16 protein-coding genes and 1 pseudogene are annotated in these 19913 nt (G+C 53.2%); 5 read left to right on the top strand and 12 right to left on the bottom strand.

What is annotated here, in order from left to right; translation table 11 throughout:
- Positions 1 to 63: 63 nt before the first annotated feature.
- The 6 genes and pseudogenes from HMPREF2625_RS02985 to HMPREF2625_RS02960 all read right to left on the bottom strand — a co-directional run bounded on the left by HMPREF2625_RS02985 (position 64) and on the right by HMPREF2625_RS02960 (position 7274).
- Positions 64 to 1050: a bile acid:sodium symporter family protein gene (locus HMPREF2625_RS02985; protein ID WP_070521637.1), complete on the bottom strand. Its 987-nt coding sequence runs from the start codon at positions 1048 to 1050 to the stop codon at positions 64 to 66.
- Positions 1051 to 1148: 98 nt separating this feature from the next.
- On the bottom strand, positions 1149 to 2756 hold the full coding sequence (locus HMPREF2625_RS02980) for a M48 family metallopeptidase (RefSeq protein ID WP_070521633.1): 1608 nt from the start codon (positions 2754 to 2756) through the stop codon (positions 1149 to 1151).
- Positions 2757 to 2954: 198 nt separating this feature from the next.
- Positions 2955 to 3278 (bottom strand): annotated as a pseudogene (locus HMPREF2625_RS02975) (transposase family protein); the annotation flags it as partial.
- A 128-nt stretch (positions 3279 to 3406) separates the two neighbouring features.
- The gene (locus HMPREF2625_RS02970; RefSeq protein WP_070521627.1) at positions 3407 to 3643 is read right to left on the bottom strand and encodes a transglycosylase; all 237 of its coding nucleotides are present in this window, start codon (positions 3641 to 3643) and stop codon (positions 3407 to 3409) included.
- A 1267-nt stretch (positions 3644 to 4910) separates the two neighbouring features.
- Entirely contained in the window at positions 4911 to 6044 is a 1134-nt protein-coding gene (locus HMPREF2625_RS02965; protein WP_041321884.1) for an acetate/propionate family kinase, read from the bottom strand.
- Positions 6045 to 6182: 138 nt separating this feature from the next.
- A complete protein-coding gene (locus HMPREF2625_RS02960) occupies positions 6183 to 7274 on the bottom strand; it encodes a diacylglycerol/lipid kinase family protein (RefSeq protein ID WP_070521624.1) in 1092 nt (363 codons plus the stop codon).
- 188 nt (positions 7275 to 7462) lie between these two features.
- On the opposite strand from HMPREF2625_RS02960, the gene HMPREF2625_RS10675 reads away from it, so the two are divergent.
- Positions 7463 to 7591, top strand: coding sequence for a cell division protein FtsL (locus HMPREF2625_RS10675; protein ID WP_080972598.1), 129 nt, complete (start codon positions 7463 to 7465; stop codon positions 7589 to 7591).
- Positions 7592 to 7748: 157 nt separating this feature from the next.
- On the opposite strand, the gene HMPREF2625_RS02955 is transcribed toward HMPREF2625_RS10675, so the two are convergent.
- From HMPREF2625_RS02955 to pheA, 4 genes are all read right to left on the bottom strand, one after another.
- Positions 7749 to 8531: an ABC transporter permease gene (locus tag HMPREF2625_RS02955; protein WP_070521623.1), complete on the bottom strand. Its 783-nt coding sequence runs from the start codon at positions 8529 to 8531 to the stop codon at positions 7749 to 7751.
- Positions 8521 to 9462 (bottom strand): ABC transporter ATP-binding protein, encoded by a 942-nt coding sequence (locus HMPREF2625_RS02950; protein WP_070521619.1) that lies wholly within the window; start codon positions 9460 to 9462, stop codon positions 8521 to 8523. The genes HMPREF2625_RS02955 and HMPREF2625_RS02950 overlap by 11 nt, the downstream gene beginning before the upstream one ends.
- Positions 9463 to 9956: 494 nt before the next feature.
- On the bottom strand, positions 9957 to 11261 hold the full coding sequence (gene serS / locus HMPREF2625_RS02945; RefSeq protein ID WP_070521616.1) for a serine--tRNA ligase: 1305 nt from the start codon (positions 11259 to 11261) through the stop codon (positions 9957 to 9959).
- Between the two features lie 110 nt (positions 11262 to 11371).
- Positions 11372 to 12337 (bottom strand): prephenate dehydratase, encoded by a 966-nt coding sequence (pheA, locus tag HMPREF2625_RS02940; protein ID WP_070521613.1) that lies wholly within the window; start codon positions 12335 to 12337, stop codon positions 11372 to 11374.
- A 141-nt stretch (positions 12338 to 12478) separates the two neighbouring features.
- Here pheA and HMPREF2625_RS02935 point away from each other — a divergent pair, with 141 nt between their 5' ends.
- Positions 12479 to 13408 (top strand): hypothetical protein, encoded by a 930-nt coding sequence (locus tag HMPREF2625_RS02935; protein WP_070521610.1) that lies wholly within the window; start codon positions 12479 to 12481, stop codon positions 13406 to 13408.
- A gap of 146 nt (positions 13409 to 13554) precedes the next feature.
- On the opposite strand, the gene HMPREF2625_RS02930 is transcribed toward HMPREF2625_RS02935, so the two are convergent.
- Together HMPREF2625_RS02930 and HMPREF2625_RS02925 are read right to left on the bottom strand one after the other, a co-directional pair.
- Positions 13555 to 14418 (bottom strand): spermidine synthase, encoded by an 864-nt coding sequence (locus tag HMPREF2625_RS02930; RefSeq protein ID WP_070521608.1) that lies wholly within the window; start codon positions 14416 to 14418, stop codon positions 13555 to 13557.
- 280 nt (positions 14419 to 14698) lie between these two features.
- Positions 14699 to 15019, bottom strand: a complete 321-nt coding sequence (locus HMPREF2625_RS02925) for a thiamine-binding protein (RefSeq protein ID WP_013398021.1) — start codon at positions 15017 to 15019, stop codon at positions 14699 to 14701.
- A gap of 406 nt (positions 15020 to 15425) precedes the next feature.
- Between HMPREF2625_RS02925 and pta the strand changes: the two genes are divergently transcribed.
- The 3 genes from pta (at position 15426) to HMPREF2625_RS02910 (ending at position 19896) form a co-directional block, all read left to right on the top strand.
- Complete coding sequence (gene pta, locus HMPREF2625_RS02920) at positions 15426 to 17519, top strand: phosphate acetyltransferase (protein WP_048755339.1); 2094 nt, start codon at positions 15426 to 15428, stop codon at positions 17517 to 17519.
- 174 nt (positions 17520 to 17693) lie between these two features.
- On the top strand, positions 17694 to 18599 hold the full coding sequence (locus tag HMPREF2625_RS02915) for a HaeIII family restriction endonuclease (protein ID WP_070521605.1): 906 nt from the start codon (positions 17694 to 17696) through the stop codon (positions 18597 to 18599).
- Between the two features lie 52 nt (positions 18600 to 18651).
- Positions 18652 to 19896, top strand: a complete 1245-nt coding sequence (locus tag HMPREF2625_RS02910; RefSeq protein ID WP_070521602.1) for a DNA cytosine methyltransferase — start codon at positions 18652 to 18654, stop codon at positions 19894 to 19896.
- The last annotated feature ends 17 nt before the right edge of the window (positions 19897 to 19913 follow it).

Below are 19913 nucleotides of genomic sequence, written 5' to 3'. Positions count from 1 at the left end.
ATTCGGGAGCAGTTAAAGTGCTCCCGAATGAAAAAACTGCTCCCGGAACTCCGCGGCTAAGGATCACATTCGTTCCGCACGCGCCTGACCCACCACATCCAAGGCGGCGTAGCGGGCGGAGAGCCACGTGCACATCATGAGCTGCACCTGGTGGAATACCATGAGTGGCAGCATCAGCAGCCCGAGCGAACCCGACCCGAAAATAATGATCGCCATCGGAAGGCCCGCCGCCAGCGACTTTTTCGACCCGCAGAACTGAATTGTGATGCGGTCCGCCCTGTTGAACTTCAGCCGCGCCGCCAGCCAGTCGGTCAGCCACAGCATCAGGGCCACCATCAAAATTGTCACCACGATCAGCAGCACGATCTGCCACCAGGCAACGCGAGTCCAAATCCCCTGCACTACGGAGGCCGAAAACGCCGAGTAGACAATCATCATGACCGAGAACTTATCAAGCCATTTCGTGGTGGGTTTCTTCGCAAACTCGCCCACCCAACGGCGCGTGATCTGCCCCAGCACGAACGGCAAAAACAACTGAATTGCGATGTCGAGAAAGACGCTCCCCGAAATTTCAATGTGGTCGCTGTGCATTAGGAACATCGCTAACAGCGGGGTAGCCACCACCCCCACAATGCTTGACAGCGATGCGCTCACAATAGCGCCCGCCACGTTGCCGCCCGCGATAGAGGTAAACGCAATGGACGCCTGCACGGTAGAGGGCACGAGCGTGAGGAAAAGAATCCCCAGGTACAGCCCGTCGCCGAGCACAAACCTCAGGGGGAAAAGCGCCATCCCAAAGAGCGGAAAAATCACGAAAGTACAGACCAGGATGAGGGCGTGCAGCCGCCAGTGTTTAAGCCCCGCAATCGCTTCGGATGTGGAAAGGCGCGCACCATAGAGGTAAAACAGAAGCGCAACCGCGAACTTGGTACCGATGCTGAACCAATCGGCGAAGGTACCGCGCGCCGGGATGAGGATTGCAAGAATGACCGCGCAGATAAGCATGACGATCAGCGCGTCGGGGCGTTTTTTCGTGAGTTTGGAGAGCACGTTCTTAATTAAAACGCGAGAAGCGGATTTTTGCCGAGAAGGTGAGAAAATCCAACCTTTTCGGTAAAAATCCGCTTCTCACGAGTTAAGACCAGGGGCTAGTCAGAGGTATCATTCCCCTGCTGGTCCTGCTGTTCAGACCGTTTTTGCTCGGGATGCTGGTCATCAGCGGGTTTTATCGGTTGGTTTAGTGCCACGCCAGGTTCCGTTGCGTCCTTAGGAGGCTCGGTATGCCCCTGCTGCTCAGGCTGCGGGGGTTGAGGCTGTCCCTGATTCGCTTGATCAGGTGCGGGCTGGTCAGCATCAAATTGCCCCGAACCGGGCTGCCACGGCGCCTGCTGGTTCGGCATCGGCTGCCCGTATCCCGGCTGACCGGGCGCTGGCTGCATCGGATAACCGTACCCCGGCGCATATCCCGGCACGCCCTGACTGGCGGCATACTGTTCCCAACGGGCGGCGTAGGCGGCACGGGCCGCGCGAGCCTGCGCATCCTCCCATCCGGCGAAGAGCGTTCCCTGAATCTTGGGTGCACCCTGCGGAGCCGGATATGTCTTAACGGTGTTAAGGTTGTAATCCTCCCACGCCGGCTTCTGCTCGTCCATGAACCCGGTTGCCTGAATCGGGTCAGGCCACTGAGCTGGCGGCTCTTGCGAAGGTATCAGGGAAGGAGGCGCACTCGGCGGGTTAAACTGCGGCCGCCAGAACAGACGCCCCGGCTCGTGTCGGTTGCGCAGCGCATGGGCGCGCCAAGTCAGTACCGGGTGGGTAGAGATAAGGTTGATAAGCCAAATCGCGAAGCCCTGGTCGTTCACGGCACGGTCGGCAAATTCATCGAAATTCACCTGCTGATTCAGGTATTTACCAGCTGTGAGAACCTTGATCGCGCCGGGTCCGCCTTCGGGGCAGTATCGGTACCCAAAGTTATCGGCGGTGTATTCCTGTGCACGTGAAAGGGCTTGCCCCACCACGGGAATCCGCATGAAGGTTTGCGTGAAGAGAAGGCGGAAATACCCCACGTGACCGGCAGCGATATGCCCGACCTCATGCCCAATAATAAAGCGAAGCGCCTGGGGGTCACGGCTCTGACCGCCGACCTCAAAAAGGTCAGAGTTGATGGCAATAAACCGGCGGAAACCATGCCCGGATGCGAAGGCGTTCAGCACACCATTACCGCTCACCACATAGGCATCGGGAACACGGCGCAAACCCGCCGCATAGGCGGCCTCGGCAACCATGGCATAAGCCTCAGGAAACTGCGTCGGCGAAATACGAATGCCGCGCACACGCTGCTGTGCATAGAAGAGGGCACGGGCGATCAGGATAACCAGGGGTGCCAGAATCAGTAGCGTAATCGCTTGTTCCGCATAGTCGTTAAAGACGCGCTCCGCGTAGCTCATCGTCGAGTATCGAGACGATGACGTCCATTCCAGGTTGTTGTATCGGTCGCGGCTTACGATCGTCTCAATAAAGAAAATGAGCAGCCCCAAGTACACGGCAAGGGTTACCGCATAGGCCGCCACCAGCCAGGGAATCTCGCCGGGGTGGCGCAGGGCGTTGAGCATCTTATGGGGTATTAACGATTGGTATCCCCAAAATTTCGGTTGGGGAAGCGGGCTCTGCGGGGTCTGCCGCTTATCCTCGGGCAGCCACCCCTGGCTCACGTCATTCGGCAGTGGAGGTTCAGCACCGGGCGTATGCTGACTCATGCAGTCTCCAAATCTCTCTAAGTACGTACTAGTTCAACTCTACCGCGTATGCCCTTTGATGCGGTGAATACACGCATACTAAATCCGGGAGCGGAGATTTGCAGCGGGAGCGTGTTCCCCGCTCCCGCTGCAAATCTCCGCTCCCGGAATCCTCTGTGGTGTTTCTCAAGGGAAATCCAAGCAACTATTTCGTGAGGGTTATTCATTTGGGTGGTTTTGTATCCAGAAAAACAGTGCCCGCACCACCGAGAACACTCTTTGGTACGAGGTGAGGGGTCTGCGGAAGATACTAGAGAGTACCCGCCAACACTTGAAGTGTGCGATCACGCGTTCGATGACGACCCGGTGGTGATTGATGTGCCGGTTCAGGTGTTTCTCGTCGTCGGTGAGTTCTCCGCCGGGTAGTTTCTTCACCGGGATGATCAGGTCTAGTCCTTGGTAGCCCTTATCGGCCAGAGTATCGTGCGGGTCTAAGAATCTGTCCAATCCGTGCCACCGGTACGCAAACGTGTCGTGATGTGCCCCGGGTACGGGGTCGGTTTTGGTATTTCACCATCATACGTGGACAAGAGGTGAGGGGCCGTTGTTTTTCTGTGTGGTGAAGAGTGGTTAGGCGGTTGGGGTGTTACACCCCTAATGAATAACCCTCCTTAATCCTCCTTTGACCTATCGGCGTTACGTATAGTCTCGTGCGCTCGTGAGCTATCGGAGTTTTTATTGAAGAGAGCCCAGATAAGCGAAATGAGGCCGATTACTGCGAATACGAGACCGACTTTCGCGGGGTCTACTACACCCCATGAAATATTCTGCATGGTTAGCCAGGCTACTCCGCCTACGAGAATTGAGATGATGCTCCAGAAAATTTCTTTCGATTTTTCGGTTTTCATGATGCCTACCTTCCTTATGAAAAAGCTTTCATTCTTAAATACAAATATAGGGGTAAGGAAAACATTTGTATATTGTCCGTTTGTAGGAACGTCTACATCCGAACGGAGGAGCTGACCATTCCTATCTCAGAGATAACCTCTTCAGCTAGGGGCTGAATTGGGTTTTGCCGTTCAACCACGTTTGCTGTAATGGGCAGGTCTCCCCGTAGTGGATGTGAACTAGCATGCCCAGCAACCCACCACTTTTTGAATCCGTTAGCTCGTTTGGTCTGGGGGTCGACTGGAATCTTTTGATCACTACCCTTAACACCGATTGGGCAGGTGAACGGAAGTCCTGGATTTCCGACGAAGGCTCCGTGTATGTCCCTCCCCTAGAATTTACACCTCGTATTCCTTACACAAAATCCTGATAATGTTTTCGCTATAAATAATTTACATACTTTAGGCGAATAAAATATATTTATTGCTGCACCTAGCAAGTATTTACCCGTCCACTATTTTTATTATAAAGAAAAAGGATGCCGCCATGAAAAAATCATGACGGCATCCAAACTATACACATAAAACACCCTATACACATGTGTACAGTTCTAGCACGGATTTAGAAGGCACCAATCCCTATAAGATACCTTCGTATGCAACGAGCACCTTCAGAGAACCTGAAGGCTTACAGAAAGCTCAAACCCCTGTTATTCCGCGGAATTATACTCATGAAACGTACAAGGTTTCATGGGAGGAACATACCGCGAGGGTTTTTCACACCGGAGGCCGCAAACATACATGCCCAAAGTCCTGCGACCCCAATTTTCTGCACCTCGTTGTATATGTCATCTAAGTGAGTGATAGATGTGATATACCTGTGCCAGTTTTGATACAAAGAATGCCAGCATTTCCCCACACAACCACGAATAGAGAATGCACACTATTCTTTGCATCTATTAGTTCATCTGCACAAAGCATTCTGAACCGAAACAACTATAGCAAATTTTATGCCGTTAAGTAATTTAAATAATGACTAAAATAATGTGTCAAATATTATTTAGATATAAAGTTCAACATTCCCTCGCCTTACGCTTATTCTTGATGCCCTGCCCCTAGAGTTTTTGTCGCCCAAAGCCGCGTCTGTGCCTTCGTGCCAGCCTTGTGCCCGGCGCCCTCCCGCCCATGCTAAAAAAGGCTCTTGAGCGTGAATAAAAGCATGAAAAATATCGCTTTACTCACGGTCAAGAGCCTTTAGTATCCCCGAAGGGAAAAGTAGAAAATACTACTATGCGACGAGCTCTTCGGTAGCCTCAGCGATCGCCTTCTCCTCATTGGTGGGGATGACGAACACGGCGATGCTCGAATCCTCGGTTGAGATCAGGCGCGGTTCGGGGGAACGCTTCATGTTCTCTTCCTCGTTGTAGCGAATACCCAACGGCGCCAGGCGGTCCAGCACCAGCTTGCGGAAGTCGCCGGAATTTTCGCCAATACCCGCAGTGAAAATAAGCGCCTGCGCGCCGCCAACCACCAGGTTGTAGCCGCCGATGTACTTCATCAGGCGGTATGCGGTCATGTCCAGAGCCAACTGTGCGCGTTCGTCGCCCGACTGCGCAGACTCCACCACCTTACGCATATCGTTGGAACCCGCCAGCGCCAGCAGACCGGACTCCTTGTTGAGAATGGTATCCAGGCGTTCCGCGTCGATCTCGGGGTCGCGGGTGAGAATCGTGGTCAGCGCGGAAGGGTCAATATCGCCCGAGCGGGTACCCATCACCAGACCAGCCAGCGGGGTGTAACCCATCGACGTATCCACGGACTTTCCGCCCTTCACAGCGGTCACGGATGCGCCATTGCCCAAGTGCGCCACCACACCGTTAAATTCGTCGCGGGCAATACCGAGCATATCTGCGGCAACATGAGAGACGTATTCGTGGCTGGTACCGTGGAAGCCGTAGCGGCGAATACTGTACTTATCAGCCAGGTCATAAGGAATAGCGTAACGCCAGGCGTGCTCGGGCATGGTCGAGTGGAACGCGGTATCGAACACGGCAACCTGCGGCAGGTCTGGCCACGTGTGGAAGGCAGCACGCATACCCTTTACGTGCGCGGGGTTATGCAGAGGCGCGAGCGGTGAGAGCGCATCGATCTCGTCGATAACCTGCTCGTTGAGCAGAACGGGGTGGGTAAACTTCTCGGCACCCTGCACCACGCGGTGGCCGATAGCCTGCAGCTGACGACCGTGCAGAACGCCTTCGAGCTTCTCAGCCATCATGTGCAGAGCGACTTCGTGGTCGGGAACGTCAGTGCCGATATTTTCGATGAGCCCTGAGGTAATCATTTGCTCGGATTCAGGCGCGGAGGTGTCGCGCACCTGGTATTTGAGGGATGAGGAACCCGCGTTCACAACGAGGATAAGCATGAACTTCTCTTCTTTCTTGAAACAAACTTTCATCTCATTCTCGCACTAAAAAGGTGTTTAAAGCGAGATAACCGGTGAAGACACCACATCAAAGAAGGTTAAGCCACATAAACACAGGCACTCGGGCGGGCCGAGGTTCTAGGCTGTGAGTGCATCCGGGTGCACGTTCACGCTGAGGGCACTCGGCACGATGCGCGCCTGCAGCCTGATCGCCGAGGGCGCTAAATCGCCGTCAACTTCAATAGGCTGTGCACCCGAAAGCATGTCCAGTGAGGCCTGATGTCCCACATAATGGCGCATGACCGGCAGAGAGACGCGCGATGAACCGGGCAGGGCGCGGCGAACCACTTTGGCAGCCAGCTGCCCCCATTCCAGGACGGTGCGCGGCGATATGATGATCACTTCGAGGTTGCCGTCATTAACCTCGGTAATATCGGTCAGCTGCAGTCCTCCCTGCAGCCGTCCGCAATTGGCGATGAGTACCGAACGCGCACGTGCTTCGAAAGGGTCATCATCGTCGAGCTGTATTCTGACCTTGTGGGAGTGCCCGAAGATATGGTTCAGCCCGCTGTGCACATAGGCTAACCAGCCGATACGCGCTTTAAGGTCTTCGTTGGCGTCGTTCATGACGAGCGCATCAAACCCCGCGCCGCTCATCACGTAGAACATGTGGTTGGTAACGTCGCCTTCCGCTGATTCGGCGCTCATGTCGATAGCATCGACCATCTGGTGCGTTCCGTTGAGCGCAATGTTAATGCAGGCGGCTATATCGGTGATGGGCAGGCGCAGGTTGCGTGCCAGCAGGTTGCCTGTCCCCAGTGGAATAATACCGAGCGTGACGTCTTTGCCTCGGCTCCTGGCTTCTTGAATGGCGGCGGCGACCGCGCGCACAGTTCCGTCCCCGCCGACCGCAAGCAGGGTATCGACGCCCCGGTCGATCAGATCACGAGCAGCCTGGGTGCCAGGTTCGTCGATACGGGTGGTACTCGCGAGGGCCGGTTTCCAGCCGTTGGCGACCACGGTACGTTCCAGAATATTAACTACCGCGTGGGTGCTCAACTTGCTGGGGTTATACACAATACCGACGTGCCGCTCTTGAGCGACGGGCAGGGTACTCCAGATTCCGAGGGGCGTAACGATGCGCTGCGCGTGCTTGCGAACACGCCGAGCAACCGCCGTGAGGGTCGCTGCCGCGGCGGATGCACCAACAAGGTTCCGAAAAAGGGACATATCTTTAGAGTACCGGGTGCAGCGGTATTGGGTTCGCCAACACTGACGAAAAGCTCAGGTTTTAGAGAATCACCCAAATATTTGTCGGGTAAAGGTAATACTGCCCTCTTCGCAGGGTGAGTCCGCAGTACGCAATAGTAGATACATCCCTGCGTTGACTCCTGGAGCAGGAAGGCGGTGGGAAGGTCATGACGTTCTTCGAACTCATGGAAACAGCCCAAGCAATCCTGGTAAGTCTTATCCTTACCGATGGATCAGCTCAGGCTGTTTCATACACTGTTGATGCGCTTAAGGTTATCGTTCGTAACCTGAAGTAACATCACCCCACGGAGGGGACCTAGTCGTGACTGCGTCTAGGTTCCCTCACTTTCGCGAGGATCCTCAACTGTGTTTACCATAATGCAGTTACTGATATGCTAGCACACCGTATTTTCGTCATTGGTGGGTTCCCCTGCACGCTTGTGAGAGCAGAAGCTAGACCCTGTGCGTATCCTTACTCAAGCACCAGGCTGCACCCGCCACAAAAATCACCAGCCACGCCACCAGGTTCACCAAAGCCCAAGTATCCCATTCCACCCCCACAGGCAAACGAGCCAAAACACCTAACCCGTACGACGGCAACCAATGCGCAATATCCTGAAGCGCCTGAGGAAAATAGGACAGCGGAAGAAACAACCCACCAAGCATAGAGAACAAAGAAATAATAAGATTAATAAGCGTTTGCGCACTATCAGCGGACATAAAATAGCCCACAAAAATACCAAACGCAGCAAAAGCAGAACTGCCAGCAATAATAATGAGCGATGACTGCACCGCCTGCCACGCATTCAGAGGCATACCCATCACAAGCCCCAGAACCATCATCACCACAACAGCGATAGCCCCCAGCAACATAGACGAGATCACCTTCGTAATAACGTACCCCAAAGGCCGGAACGGTGTCAGCGCAAGGGCACGCGACCACCCCTGAGCACGCTCAATCGGAATAGAAGCACCGGCAGCCGAACTAGAAACAATAGCAGCATAGGCACTGAACCCGATCATATAGTAAGTCCCAGTATTCACCGACCCTTCCAGGCTGTCCCGCTGCGGATAGGCGATCGTAAAGAAGAACATAACAGGAAGCAAAATGGACAGTAAAAAGATCCGCAAATTACGGAACTTCCTGCGCAACTCTAACAGAACAACAGTGCTATTAATCCACACAGGACGCACTTGAGGAAGACTCGCCGCCTGGGCACTAGTGTTATTTGGCATTCTTGCGCTCTCCTTCGGAATCGATCTCGGTCAGTAACACAAACGCATCATCTAAGGAAGACGATGTGATCTCCAGGTTCTTAGCGAACCCATCAGCAAGCAGATGCGAAGCAACAACATCGGCATCAGCAGCAGAGATTTCCAGGCGAATACCGTGCAACGATACTGCAATCACACCGTCAAGAGCACGAAGCTCCGCAAGACGCTCCTCAACCTGCTCAGACGTCCACGCATCATTGACCGTCGCACGCAAAGTAGAACCCCGCGCATACGACCTGATCTCGGCAGGAGTCCCATCAGCTACCACATGCCCCTGATTAATGACCACCACACGATCAGCAAACTCATCAACCTCAGCCAAATAATGAGTCGCAAACAAAACAGCACGCTGATGATCCCCCGACTGAGTCACCGACACCCAAAAATCACGGCGACCCTGCACATCCATACCAGCCGTGGGCTCATCAAGAATCAAAAAATCCGGATCAGTCAACAACGCAATAGCAAAACGAAGACGCTGCTTCTGCCCACCAGAACATTTCTGCACAAGCGTCTTAGCATTACCCTCAAGCCCGGCCTGAGCCAGAACAGCAGAAACATTCTTAAGCTTGCCATACAAAGACGCCATATATTGCACAGTCTCTTTAACCGTCAAATCAGGAAGTAAACCACCATCCTGCTGCACAGCAGCAACATGCCCCGCCTTAACAGCACGTTGCGGAGTCGTCCCAAAAACCTCAACCGACCCAGCATACGGTTTAGTCAGACCCAAAATAATATCAACCGCAGTACTTTTCCCCGCACCATTCGGCCCTAAAAGAGCAACAATCTCACCAGGATTAACCGTCAGATCAAGACCATGCAAAACAGTAGTACTACCAAACTTCTGAACAACATCACGCATCACCACCGGAGGCGAAGAAGGCATCATCAGCAGTTCCTTTCAAGAGCTATAAAGGCTGAATACATCTGTGTCATCACATATGAATACACACAAAGGTAGTTACACCCATAAAAGAATAGTTTTATTACTTTTACTGCTGAAGAGGTGAATGAATAGAAATATAGTGTGTAAAAGTCTCAGGTGCGTACTTAAACACATACCAACAATACACCCAATTCATTTCTATATGAACCCTGTTAAGTGAATGTGTAGACCGTATTTTCGAGCTTCTGCTTATATTTGTTGGGTAAAGGTAATACTGCCCTCTTCCCGGGGCACGCCGCAGCACGTCCATTTCAGTAAACCCCTGCGGGCGACTCTTTGGGCAGAGGGGAGGTGAGTAGAACCATGATGTTCTTTGAACTCATGGAAACAGCCCAAGCGTTCCTGATAAGTTTCATCCTTACCGATGGATCAGCTCAGGCTGTTTTTGCATGCTCTTGATGCTCTCAAGGTTGTTATCCGCAACCTGCTACTCAAACCTACGACACGACCGGAATAACCTCAGCACCGTCCATATACGGGCGCAGTGCTTCAGGGATACGCACCGAACCGTCGGGCTGCTGGTGTGTCTCCAGAATCGCCACAACCCAACGGGTAGTCGCCAAGGTGCCGTTGAGGGTTGCGACCGCGCGGGTACGACCTTTGCGTACATTGCCCGCATCGTCCACGGTGTCTGCGGTACGTTCGCGTATGTTCAGGCGGCGTGCCTGGTAGGTGGTACAGTTCGAGGTCGAGGTCAGCTCGCGGTAGGTGCCCTGGGTGGGAACCCATGCCTCACAGTCGAATTTGCGTGCGGCAGAGGTGCCCAGGTCCCCTGCGGCGGTATCAATCACGCGATACGCAAGGCCGCATTTTTGCAGCATTTCTTCTTCGAGGGCGCGCATCTGCTCGTGTATTTCTTCCGCCTGCTCCACCTGGCAGTAGACGAACATTTCGGCCTTGTTGAACTGGTGCACGCGAATGATACCGCGGGTGTCTTTACCTGCGGCACCGGCTTCGCGGCGATAGCAGGATGACCATCCCAGGTATTTTTTGGGTCCGTCGCTAAGGTCGAGTATTTCGTCCATATGGTAGCCCGCAAGCGCCACCTCTGAGGTGCCGACCAGGTACAGGTCGTCACGTTCGAGGCGGTATATTTCGTCGTCGTGCTTGACGTTGAACCCGGTTCCGTTCATAATTTCGGGGCGCACGAGGGTGGGGGTTGTCATCATGGTGAAGCCGTTGGCTGTTGCCAGATCGAGCGCCATCCACATGAGCGCCTGTTCCAGACGGGCAACCTGCCCTTTGAGGAAGTAAAAGCGCGAGCCGGAGACCTTGGCGCCACGTGCCATATCGATGCCGCCGATGAGTTCGCCTATTTCCAGGTGGTCGCGCGGTTCAAAACCTTCTGTGCTGAAATCGCGGGGGGTGCCGACTTCTTTGAGCACCACAAAGTCGTCTTCGCCGCCGGTGGGTACGCCGTCGATAATCAGGTTTTCGATGGAGCTTAGCAGCTCTTCATATTCGGCGGTTTTCGCCTCAGATGCCGCTTTCGCATTTGCCACGTGGGCGGCGAGTTCTTTCGCCTGCGCTACGAGAGCGGGTTTCTCTTCCTTGGGCGCCTTCGCCACCTGTTTACCGAAGGCATTCTGTTCGGCGCGCAGGTTCTCGTAGGTGCCGATCGAGGCGCGGCGTGCGGCATCCGCCTCAAGAATACGGTCTACGTGGGCTTCGTCTTTGCCGCGTGCTCGCTGGGAGGCGCGGAAAATCTCGGGGTTTTCGCGGAGGAGGTTAATATCAATCACATATCAATAGTACCCAGTCGCCCCCAGCCGTAAAAAGAGCCTTGATATGAATAAAGTGTTGAAAACCCTCTGTATTCACATCACGAACGTTTTTATACGATCGCAGGGGGTTAGCGTTTCAGATGCGCCGGTCGCCCACCCGGGAAGAGCGATTCCACCCAGGCGTGGGCAGCATCGAACGAATTCTCGGAGTGGATGCGCGGCGCAACGGTGGGCTGCCGGTCGGCACGCGGGTACGATCCCAGGTATTTAATGCCGGGTGCTATGCGGTGCAGGCCGCGCAGGGCGTCGCGCATTCGAGCCTCATAAATATGCCCGTCTGCGTCCACGCTGAACATATAGGACCCCATCTGCCTGCCGGTGGGGCGCGATTCGATGCGTGAGAGGTTCACGCCGCGCGATGCAAACTGTTCGAGCAGTTCCAGGAGCGCACCCGAACGGTTTTCGGGAGTACCCTCTCGATTTTCGGGCAGAGGGATCGTGAGCGTTGTCTTATCGGCACCGGTAGGCTCTGGAATACCCGCGGTGCTGCTGATAAGCACAAACCGGGTGACGGCATTTTTGTTATCACCAATGTCCTCGGCAAGCACATGCAGGTCGGGGTGGGTTGCCAAAAGTGCGGGCGAACAAATTGCGGCATCATATGCGCAGGAAGGGTCGAGCAAACCCACAGCGGCGGCTGCGGTGGAGGAACCGGGTAGGTACTCGGCGGTGGGGATAGTCTCATCTGCCCATTGCCGCACCTGGGCCCAGGCGTGCGAGTGGGTTGAAACGGTTTTGATGTCTTCCAGAGCGAGTGGACGCGCCGCGACCAGCACGAACCTGATAGGTACCAGAACCTCGCGGATAATGCGCATTCCCTCAGAAGCCGCGATCGCATCAAGAGTAGCGCTCACCCCGCCCTCGACCGAGTTCTCAATGGGCACCATAGCGGCATCCACATCGCCGCTGCGAAGACGTTCGAGCGCATTAGGCACGCTGGTGGCGGGAATGCGTTCGGCACCGACCACGCCGGGCACAGAAAGCAGGGCGGATTCGGTGAAGGTGCCTGAGGGTCCAAGGTAGGTGTATCGCATGGGTTCAATCTTAGCGCGAGGTGGGTTCGGCACCGCCACAAGCTCGCAGTATGAAACGTTTATTTAACACAAGGTTGAGCTCTATGACGCATATCGTCTTCGTGCACTGAGTGGTGTTCATGTCGTGCCATACTTGAGGATATGTCACCCAACTTCACGCTTCTTGATCAGCTTTATACCCAGGAAAGGCTGCTTAATTCCGGGTATACCCGCACCACGATGCGACGTAAACTACGCACAAAAGAGCTGGTCAGCGTGCTTCAAGGGGTGTATATTGCCGCATCGGTCTGGGATTCTTTTACTCCTTCTCTTCAGGTTTTGGCGCGCCACACCGCGCTGGCGCTGCGTGATTCTACATGCGTGTTTTGCCTGTCTTCGGCGGCGTTTCTATACGGTCTGCCGCTTCTGCATATGCCGCAGAATTTGCATGTGCTCGCCGGATATTCGGTGCGAGGGGCGGCGTCGGACGGCGTTCTGGAGCATACCAACAACGAAACCTCGGTGCAGGTGACGGTTTTACGCCCGAATTTTCGGGTTACCGAGCTCTCGCAGACCCTCCTGGATTGTGCCCGCACACTTCCCGTTCTCGAAGGATGCGCCCTTGTCGATGCCGCGCTGCACCGTCGAATGCTTGCCCCCGAAGAGATTTTGCCGCGTTTGCAGGCGAGCCAAAATTCAGCGGCCACCCATATTGCCATACATGCGGATGCGCGCAGCGGCTCGCTTCTGGAAAGCGTGGCGCGTCTGCAGCTGGTTGAGATGGGTCTTCCCGCGCCCGTGCATCGGCTGGATTTTGAAGCATATCTGTTGGGGACTTCGGATGCGCATACCCCGAACCGTGCCTCGGACTATGCGGGTGTGTACCGCATGTTACGCACCCAGCAAGCGAGTTTCGTGTGGCTCGAACAGCGGGTGGGTCTTGCAATGGTGGCTTCCGATGCCGTGCTTCCTCACGCGGATGCGCCCACCCCCGAAGGTTGGCATATGGTTCAGGTTCGGTGGGAAGATTTTTATCCTTCGTCGCGCGTGCTTCGCGAGAAACTGCATCCTTATTTTCCGCAGCTTGGGTAAGTGCTTTACCTATTTTCGGGATGCATAAAATATATTCCAACATAGGAATATAAGGTATTTGACTAGTATAAATAAAAATTTATCGCCGGTATATGCCATATTCCCGATCAGGCATATAGCGGGTGCTAGGGCTGGGTAAAAACGGTTTATGCGCCCTTCCTGGCAAAGACCCGAACCTTCTCAGTATCCCAATATTGGGCAGGTACTCCCCCACCCATGAGGACGCGAGAAATAGCTGCCGCCTCGGCGCTTCCGAGCTGTGGAAGCGGAACATGTGAACCCGCCAGAATAATATTTCCGCGCCGTCTTCCTTTGAGCATTGCGGAATCAGCCACAATACTCACGTATTCAAACACCTCAAGCAAGGCGGTGGCTTCGGCACGGGCGGCATTAAGCGCGCGGTCATCACCGCAGTTGAGAATATACAGCCCACCGGGCGCCAGAGAGTGATCAACCGTCCGCACGAAATCCACGCCCGTAAGTTCCGCCGGAGTTTTATCTACCGCGAACACATCGCGAATAACTACATCGCGCGATGCCGGTGCAAACGAGCGAGTGACGGTGCCTGCATCGCCCACCCGAATTTTTACGCGCGGCGACTTAGGAATATCGAACCAGTCACGCACATATTCGGCCAGCTTGGCATCAAGCTCCACAACGGTATTGCGTGAATTTGGATATACGTCCGCGCAATAGCGCGCTAGAGAACACGCCCCGCCGCCAAGATGGGTGATACGCAGTTTTTCGAGATTAAGATGAATCTGAATATGCGAGTCGAGAACCGCAGCAATCCAGCGCATGTACTCAAAATCGAGCATGCGTGGCTGCCCCACTATCACATGCGAAGACTGCACGCCGTTGATGAGCAGAAGCCAACCATCAGCGTGGTAACCATCGGGCACAAGCTCAGCCTCACCGGTCGAAATGGAGTACACACCGGCAACCGCACCTGTTTTGTTCGGATGCTCGGCGCGGCGTGAGGCAGCGCTACGGTTTTTCTTTTTCGCCATGCACATAAGCCTACGCTAGGTTCGGGCAACAGGCAGGAATTCGAGTCCTAAACCGCGAACCTGCCTGTCGCTGCCCGAGCTACCACTACCACGTCAGCCGTATATGCCGAATCTGGAATACAGTTGAGTTTTCCTGCGGCACACGCATTTCAACGGCTAGAAGTACCTTCACAAGGACTGTAAGCACCACCCGTTACGCACGCATAGAGCATCACCACGATAGCCGTTAATTCTATATGCCGCATACAACATATAGCCTTGTCAAGCCAGTATTCCGAGCTTATTTACCAGATTCCATCTGATCTATAGCCGCATTGAGACGCTGCACCTTACCCTCAATTTCGCCATGATCGTGACCGGGGCGAATATCGGCCTTGACCACCAGTGAGACGCGCGGGGCACGTTTCGTCACCGCCTCGGTAGCGCGTTTAATAACATCCATGCACTCATCCCAGTCGCCTTCAATCGTGGTGAACATGGGTCCGGTTTGATGCGGCAGACCGGAAGAACGAACGATAGATACGGCCTCGGCAACCGCATCGTGAACAGAACCGTCGGCGGAACCCCCGCCCGTGGGAGCTACAGAAAATGCAAACAACATATTTCAATCGTAGGTTCTCACACGAAAAATCTACAGAGGGTCGATACGCGCCCCGTGGACTTTCGCTGAAAGTACAAGAATTTTGCATAATTCTGCATGAAAGCGACGTTTGATAGGGCGAGATATTTGATTGTGTGTTTAGTGCACGACAGCATGCTTTTCACCACAAAATATTTCTCAAACCCCACCTAAAACCATATTGACCGCGAAAATACGCACTAAAAACACACCATAGTGCAGTCTTCAATCCCCCTCACACCGCGACAAAAGGTTTGCCCGACTCTCAACCCCGATAAGATAGAAAGGACAAGACAAACTCGACGAGAGTCGCCGCATCCGGCGCATCCAACGTACGTACCGGATTGTTAGCGCGCCCCCGCCGAACGTTCAACGCCAAAGGAGCACTATGACCACCGGCATTTATCTCTCGGCGATGACCCAGGACTCAGGCAAATCCCTGATCGCCCTGGGCCTCGCAGATTCCCTTGTGAAGCGCGCCGATCGAGTAGGCTTTTTCCGACCCATTTTCAAGGGTGAAACTGCCAGCGATGACCCCATGATTCGCCTGATGAAAGAGCACTTTAACCTCTCTGATGAGCAGGTGGGCGGCGCAGTATCGCTCACCGAGGCACTAGAGTTCATTGCGGAGGGCAACACCGAAGAAATTTCGGCCCGCGCGGTTTCCGCCTATGAAGAAATTGCCGCCCACAGCGATGTTGTGATCGTGGACGGCATATACCTGACCGCCCAGAACGCACTCGCCGTCGAGTTCGATCTCAACGCCCAGGTATCCCGCGATTTAGGTCTGCCCGTGATCGCTATCGTGGGTGCGAACGAGGCTTCCCTTGAAGAGGCAACTAACGCCGTAGAGGTTGCACGTTCCGAACTTAAGGCAGCCAAGGTTGATCTGTTCTCCATTATCGTCAACCGTGCCGACCCCGAGCTGCGTGAGAGCATTGAGAAGAACGTTAAGCTGGGCGAGCATAAGTTCCCCGTCTACGTTCTGCCTGAAATCGCAGACCTGGGTAAGCCCACCATCGCGGAGGTCGTCGCCGCCCTCAAACTCGACGGTTCACACCTGTCGCAGGAAGATCTTGGCCGTGACATTAACGAGATCAAGATTGCCGCTATGACCGTCTCAAACTTCCTCAACCAGTTTGCCGACGGCGACTTTGTGATCGTTCCCGGCGACCGCGCCGATGTTGTGGCCGCGACCCTCGCATCCGCGCTTTCGCCCACGTTCCCGGCGCCTTCGGGTATGCTGCTCACAGGCGGACTCAACAACCTGCCCGGCAATAACACCGCTGTGGGCAGCCTGCTTGAAAGCGCGCCTTTCCCAGTACTATCGACCGACCGTGACACCTTTAAGTCGGCGCGCGCTGTTTCCCGCGTGCACGGCAGCGTGATTAACGGCCAGGCCCGCAAGCTTGCGAGCGCATTCGGCGGCTGGGATGAATACGTGAACCAGGAAGAGCTGCTTTCACGCCTTGAGCTTGAGCGCCCGGCTTCGATGACCCCGCTGCGGTTCCTGCACAACCTGATTGAGACCGCTCGTGCGAACCGCCGTTCCGTGGTTCTGCCTGAGGGCTATGATGTGCGTATTCTGCGTGCAGCCGAGATGATTGCGCGCCGCGATTTCTGTGACCTGATTCTGCTGGGCAACCCGGATAAGATCTCGGAAATCTGCCAGGCTGAGGGTATTAACTTGCCTGCCTCGATTCGTATTATCGACATTGCGAATAACGAATACAGTGAGGATTTTGCGGCGACTTATGCTGAGCTGCGCGCCCACAAGGGCATGACTATTGAGGGTGCGCGTGAACGCATGAGCGATCCCTCATATTTCGGTACGATGCTGGTTTACAAGGGTCTTGCGGATGGCATGGTCTCGGGCGCTATCAATACGACCGCGAACACGATTCGCCCCTCGCTGGAGTTCATTAAGACCCGCCCGGGTACCAAGATTGTGTCTTCGGTGTTCCTGATGCTCATGGAAGACCGCGTGCTAGTGTACGGCGACTGTGCCGTGAACCCGAACCCGAATGCCGAGCAGCTGGCGGATATTGCGAAGGCTTCCGCCGAGACTGCGCGTCAGTTCGGGGTTGATCCGAAGGTGGCTATGCTCTCGTACTCGACCGGTACCTCCGGCTCTGGTGCGGATGTGGATGTGGTGCGCGAGGCAACCGAGATTGTGCGCGCCTCTAACCCGGATTTCGCGGTGGAGGGTCCGATTCAGTACGATGCGGCATCGAACATGTCGATTGCTTCGACCAAGATGCCCGACAGCCAGGTGGCGGGCCAGGCGACCGTGTTTATTTTCCCCGACCTGAACACCGGCAACAACACCTACAAGGCTGTGCAGCAGTCTTCGGGTGCCCCCGCCGTTGGCCCCGTGCTGCAGGGTCTGCGCAAGCCTGTGAACGACCTTTCACGCGGTACCACCGTTGAGGACATCATCAACACGGTGGCGATCACTGCCATCCAGGCGCAGGGTATGTAAGGGTGTAAAGCTCTCATGCTGGCTAGGGACGCTCGGTATCGACCGGGCGTCCCCTTGCTACTTTCTATGTAACGTACTGCACTAATCTTGCTCAACCCCAAAAAAGATGGAAAAATACAATAGGTCTTGAGCGAAGATTTATACAAAATTTTAAAAATACCGAAGGAGCTTCCGATGTCAAATACCTCTGCAGCAAATGGTAAAGCATTTGAATACGCATGTTTAGAAGCATTACATCAGGCAATATTAAAACGTGGTGGAAATTCTTCAATTAAAGAAAATAAAGCATATATTACAGCTAAGAAATTTTATGAAGACAAAGACAAAAACACTCAAGAAGAGTATCAAAAAAATGCGAATTTGGGAATAGATATAATACTCCCCCGGGAGCCTACAACATATAAATACAACCATAAGAACATCCTATACCTTCAAAGTGATGATAAAGCTAAAAATGGCACAGATGTTCGTGATGTGGTTGTAGAGTCCCAGGGAGACAGTACCACACATACCTGGGGAATATCTATCAAGCGTAATCACAAAGCAGCACGACACTCACGTTTATCTCCTAGAATCAACTTTGGTGAGAAATGGTATAGAGTACCAGTGTCAAAATCCTACTGGGATGAGGTAACCCCTATATTTTCTATTCTTAAATCCCAAGAAGGTATAAAATGGAAAGAATCAAATATAGACAAAGAGAACAATATTTATATGCCTCTACTTAAAGCTTTTCGAAATGAGATTATTCGAGCCTATGAAGCACAGGGCAGGATAATACTTGTACGGCTTTTGAAATATATCATTGGAGAACCGGAATTCTACAAATTTATATCAGAAAAAGGAAAAGCATGTGTGGAGCGCTACGATTTACGAGAAGGTTCTATAATTCATAAACTATTGCCCAATAAAATACTGAAATTTGACCAAAAAGTGGGAACAAAAACAACACTAATTATGGAAATGGATAATAGTTGGACGATTAGTTTTCGTATTCATAATGCCTCATCAAAAATACAAACCAGTATGAAATTCGATGTGACCCTCCTAAACAAGCCTGACGGACTCAAGGTTAACTAGTGTATACTGGTAGGGCCGAACATACGTATGGCCTACACGAAAGGGAAACTTCATGACCCCACGCACCATGCAGGCAGGGTTTCGCTCATCTTTGACCTATGCTCCAGAAGAAGTTCAGGATGTTCTAAACAAAAAAATCCAAGAAGAAGAACGGGAAACACTGAGGCACTCCACGCCAGTGACACGCCAACTTGAACGTGACATGCACGCAAATATTCGCTACCAAAAAAACGTTCTCAAAGTGGTATCCCTTTTTAGCGGTGCGGGTGGTCTCGATCTTGGGGTCAAACTCGCCACGCTTTCATACACTGGAGGAGCTGAAAATTCTCTCACAATTTTGGCAGATCGACAGAATTTTGAAAAAAATACTAAAAATATAGACTTCATATATTCGAACGATATTTTTCCAGCAGCCAATGAGAGCTACACAGCTAATTTTGGATTGGACGTCGTCAAAGACTCGCGTGACATTAGGCAAGTTATTGAATTTCCAGACAGTGATCTAATGCTAGGTGGTTTTCCTTGTCCAGGGTTCAGCGCTGCGGGTCCGCGGCTTTTAGATGATCCGCGTAATTTCCTATACATTCACTACATCCGAGCTTTAACCCAGTCGAAACCTGCATTCTTTATCGCTGAGAATGTCAAAGGGCTTATGACAATGGCACGAGGTCAAGTGCTGAAACAAATAACAGAAGATTTTTCGGCTGCAGGGTATCAAGTAGTTGCTCATCTTGTCAATGCCCGTGACTACGGAGTCCCTCAGATACGTGAACGTGTCTTCATCATTGGTGTCCGCAATGATATTGCCGAGAAGTACGGCTACAAGTATCATCTTCCCGAACCGACCCACGGTCCTGGACGTGCAAACCCCTATGTAACCCTACGTGATGCGATAGAAGATTTACCATTCCAACCAGAAGATGTTTTTGATAGCAACTATAGTTCTATGTATATGTCCCGAAACCGCAAAAAGTTATGGGACGAACAATCATTCACTATTCAAGCTTCGGGCAGGCAAGCACCACAGCACCCTGCAGGTAGTCCTATGCGCAAGTTAGGCAAAGATAAATGGATTTTCCAAGGTGATTATAACCGACGTCTTTCTGTGCGAGAATGTGCACGCATTCAAACATTCCCTGACTGGTATCATTTTTCTGCAGGGAGCTCAAAAGGGTCCAAGAATAGTCAGTTAAACGAGCAATACAAACAAATTGGAAATGCAGTCCCGGTGATCCTAGCTGAAAAAATTTCCCGTCCAATCTTGCAGTTTATGCTTGATCACAACCTATATTCTTAAGCTGTCATATCGCGCCC

This window comes from Rothia sp. HMSC064D08 (assembly GCF_001809525.1).
Lineage (GTDB): Bacteria > Actinomycetota > Actinomycetes > Actinomycetales > Micrococcaceae > Rothia > Rothia dentocariosa.
Note: the sequence above shows the minus strand (reverse complement) of the source record. Positions and strands in the feature narration are given on the sequence as shown.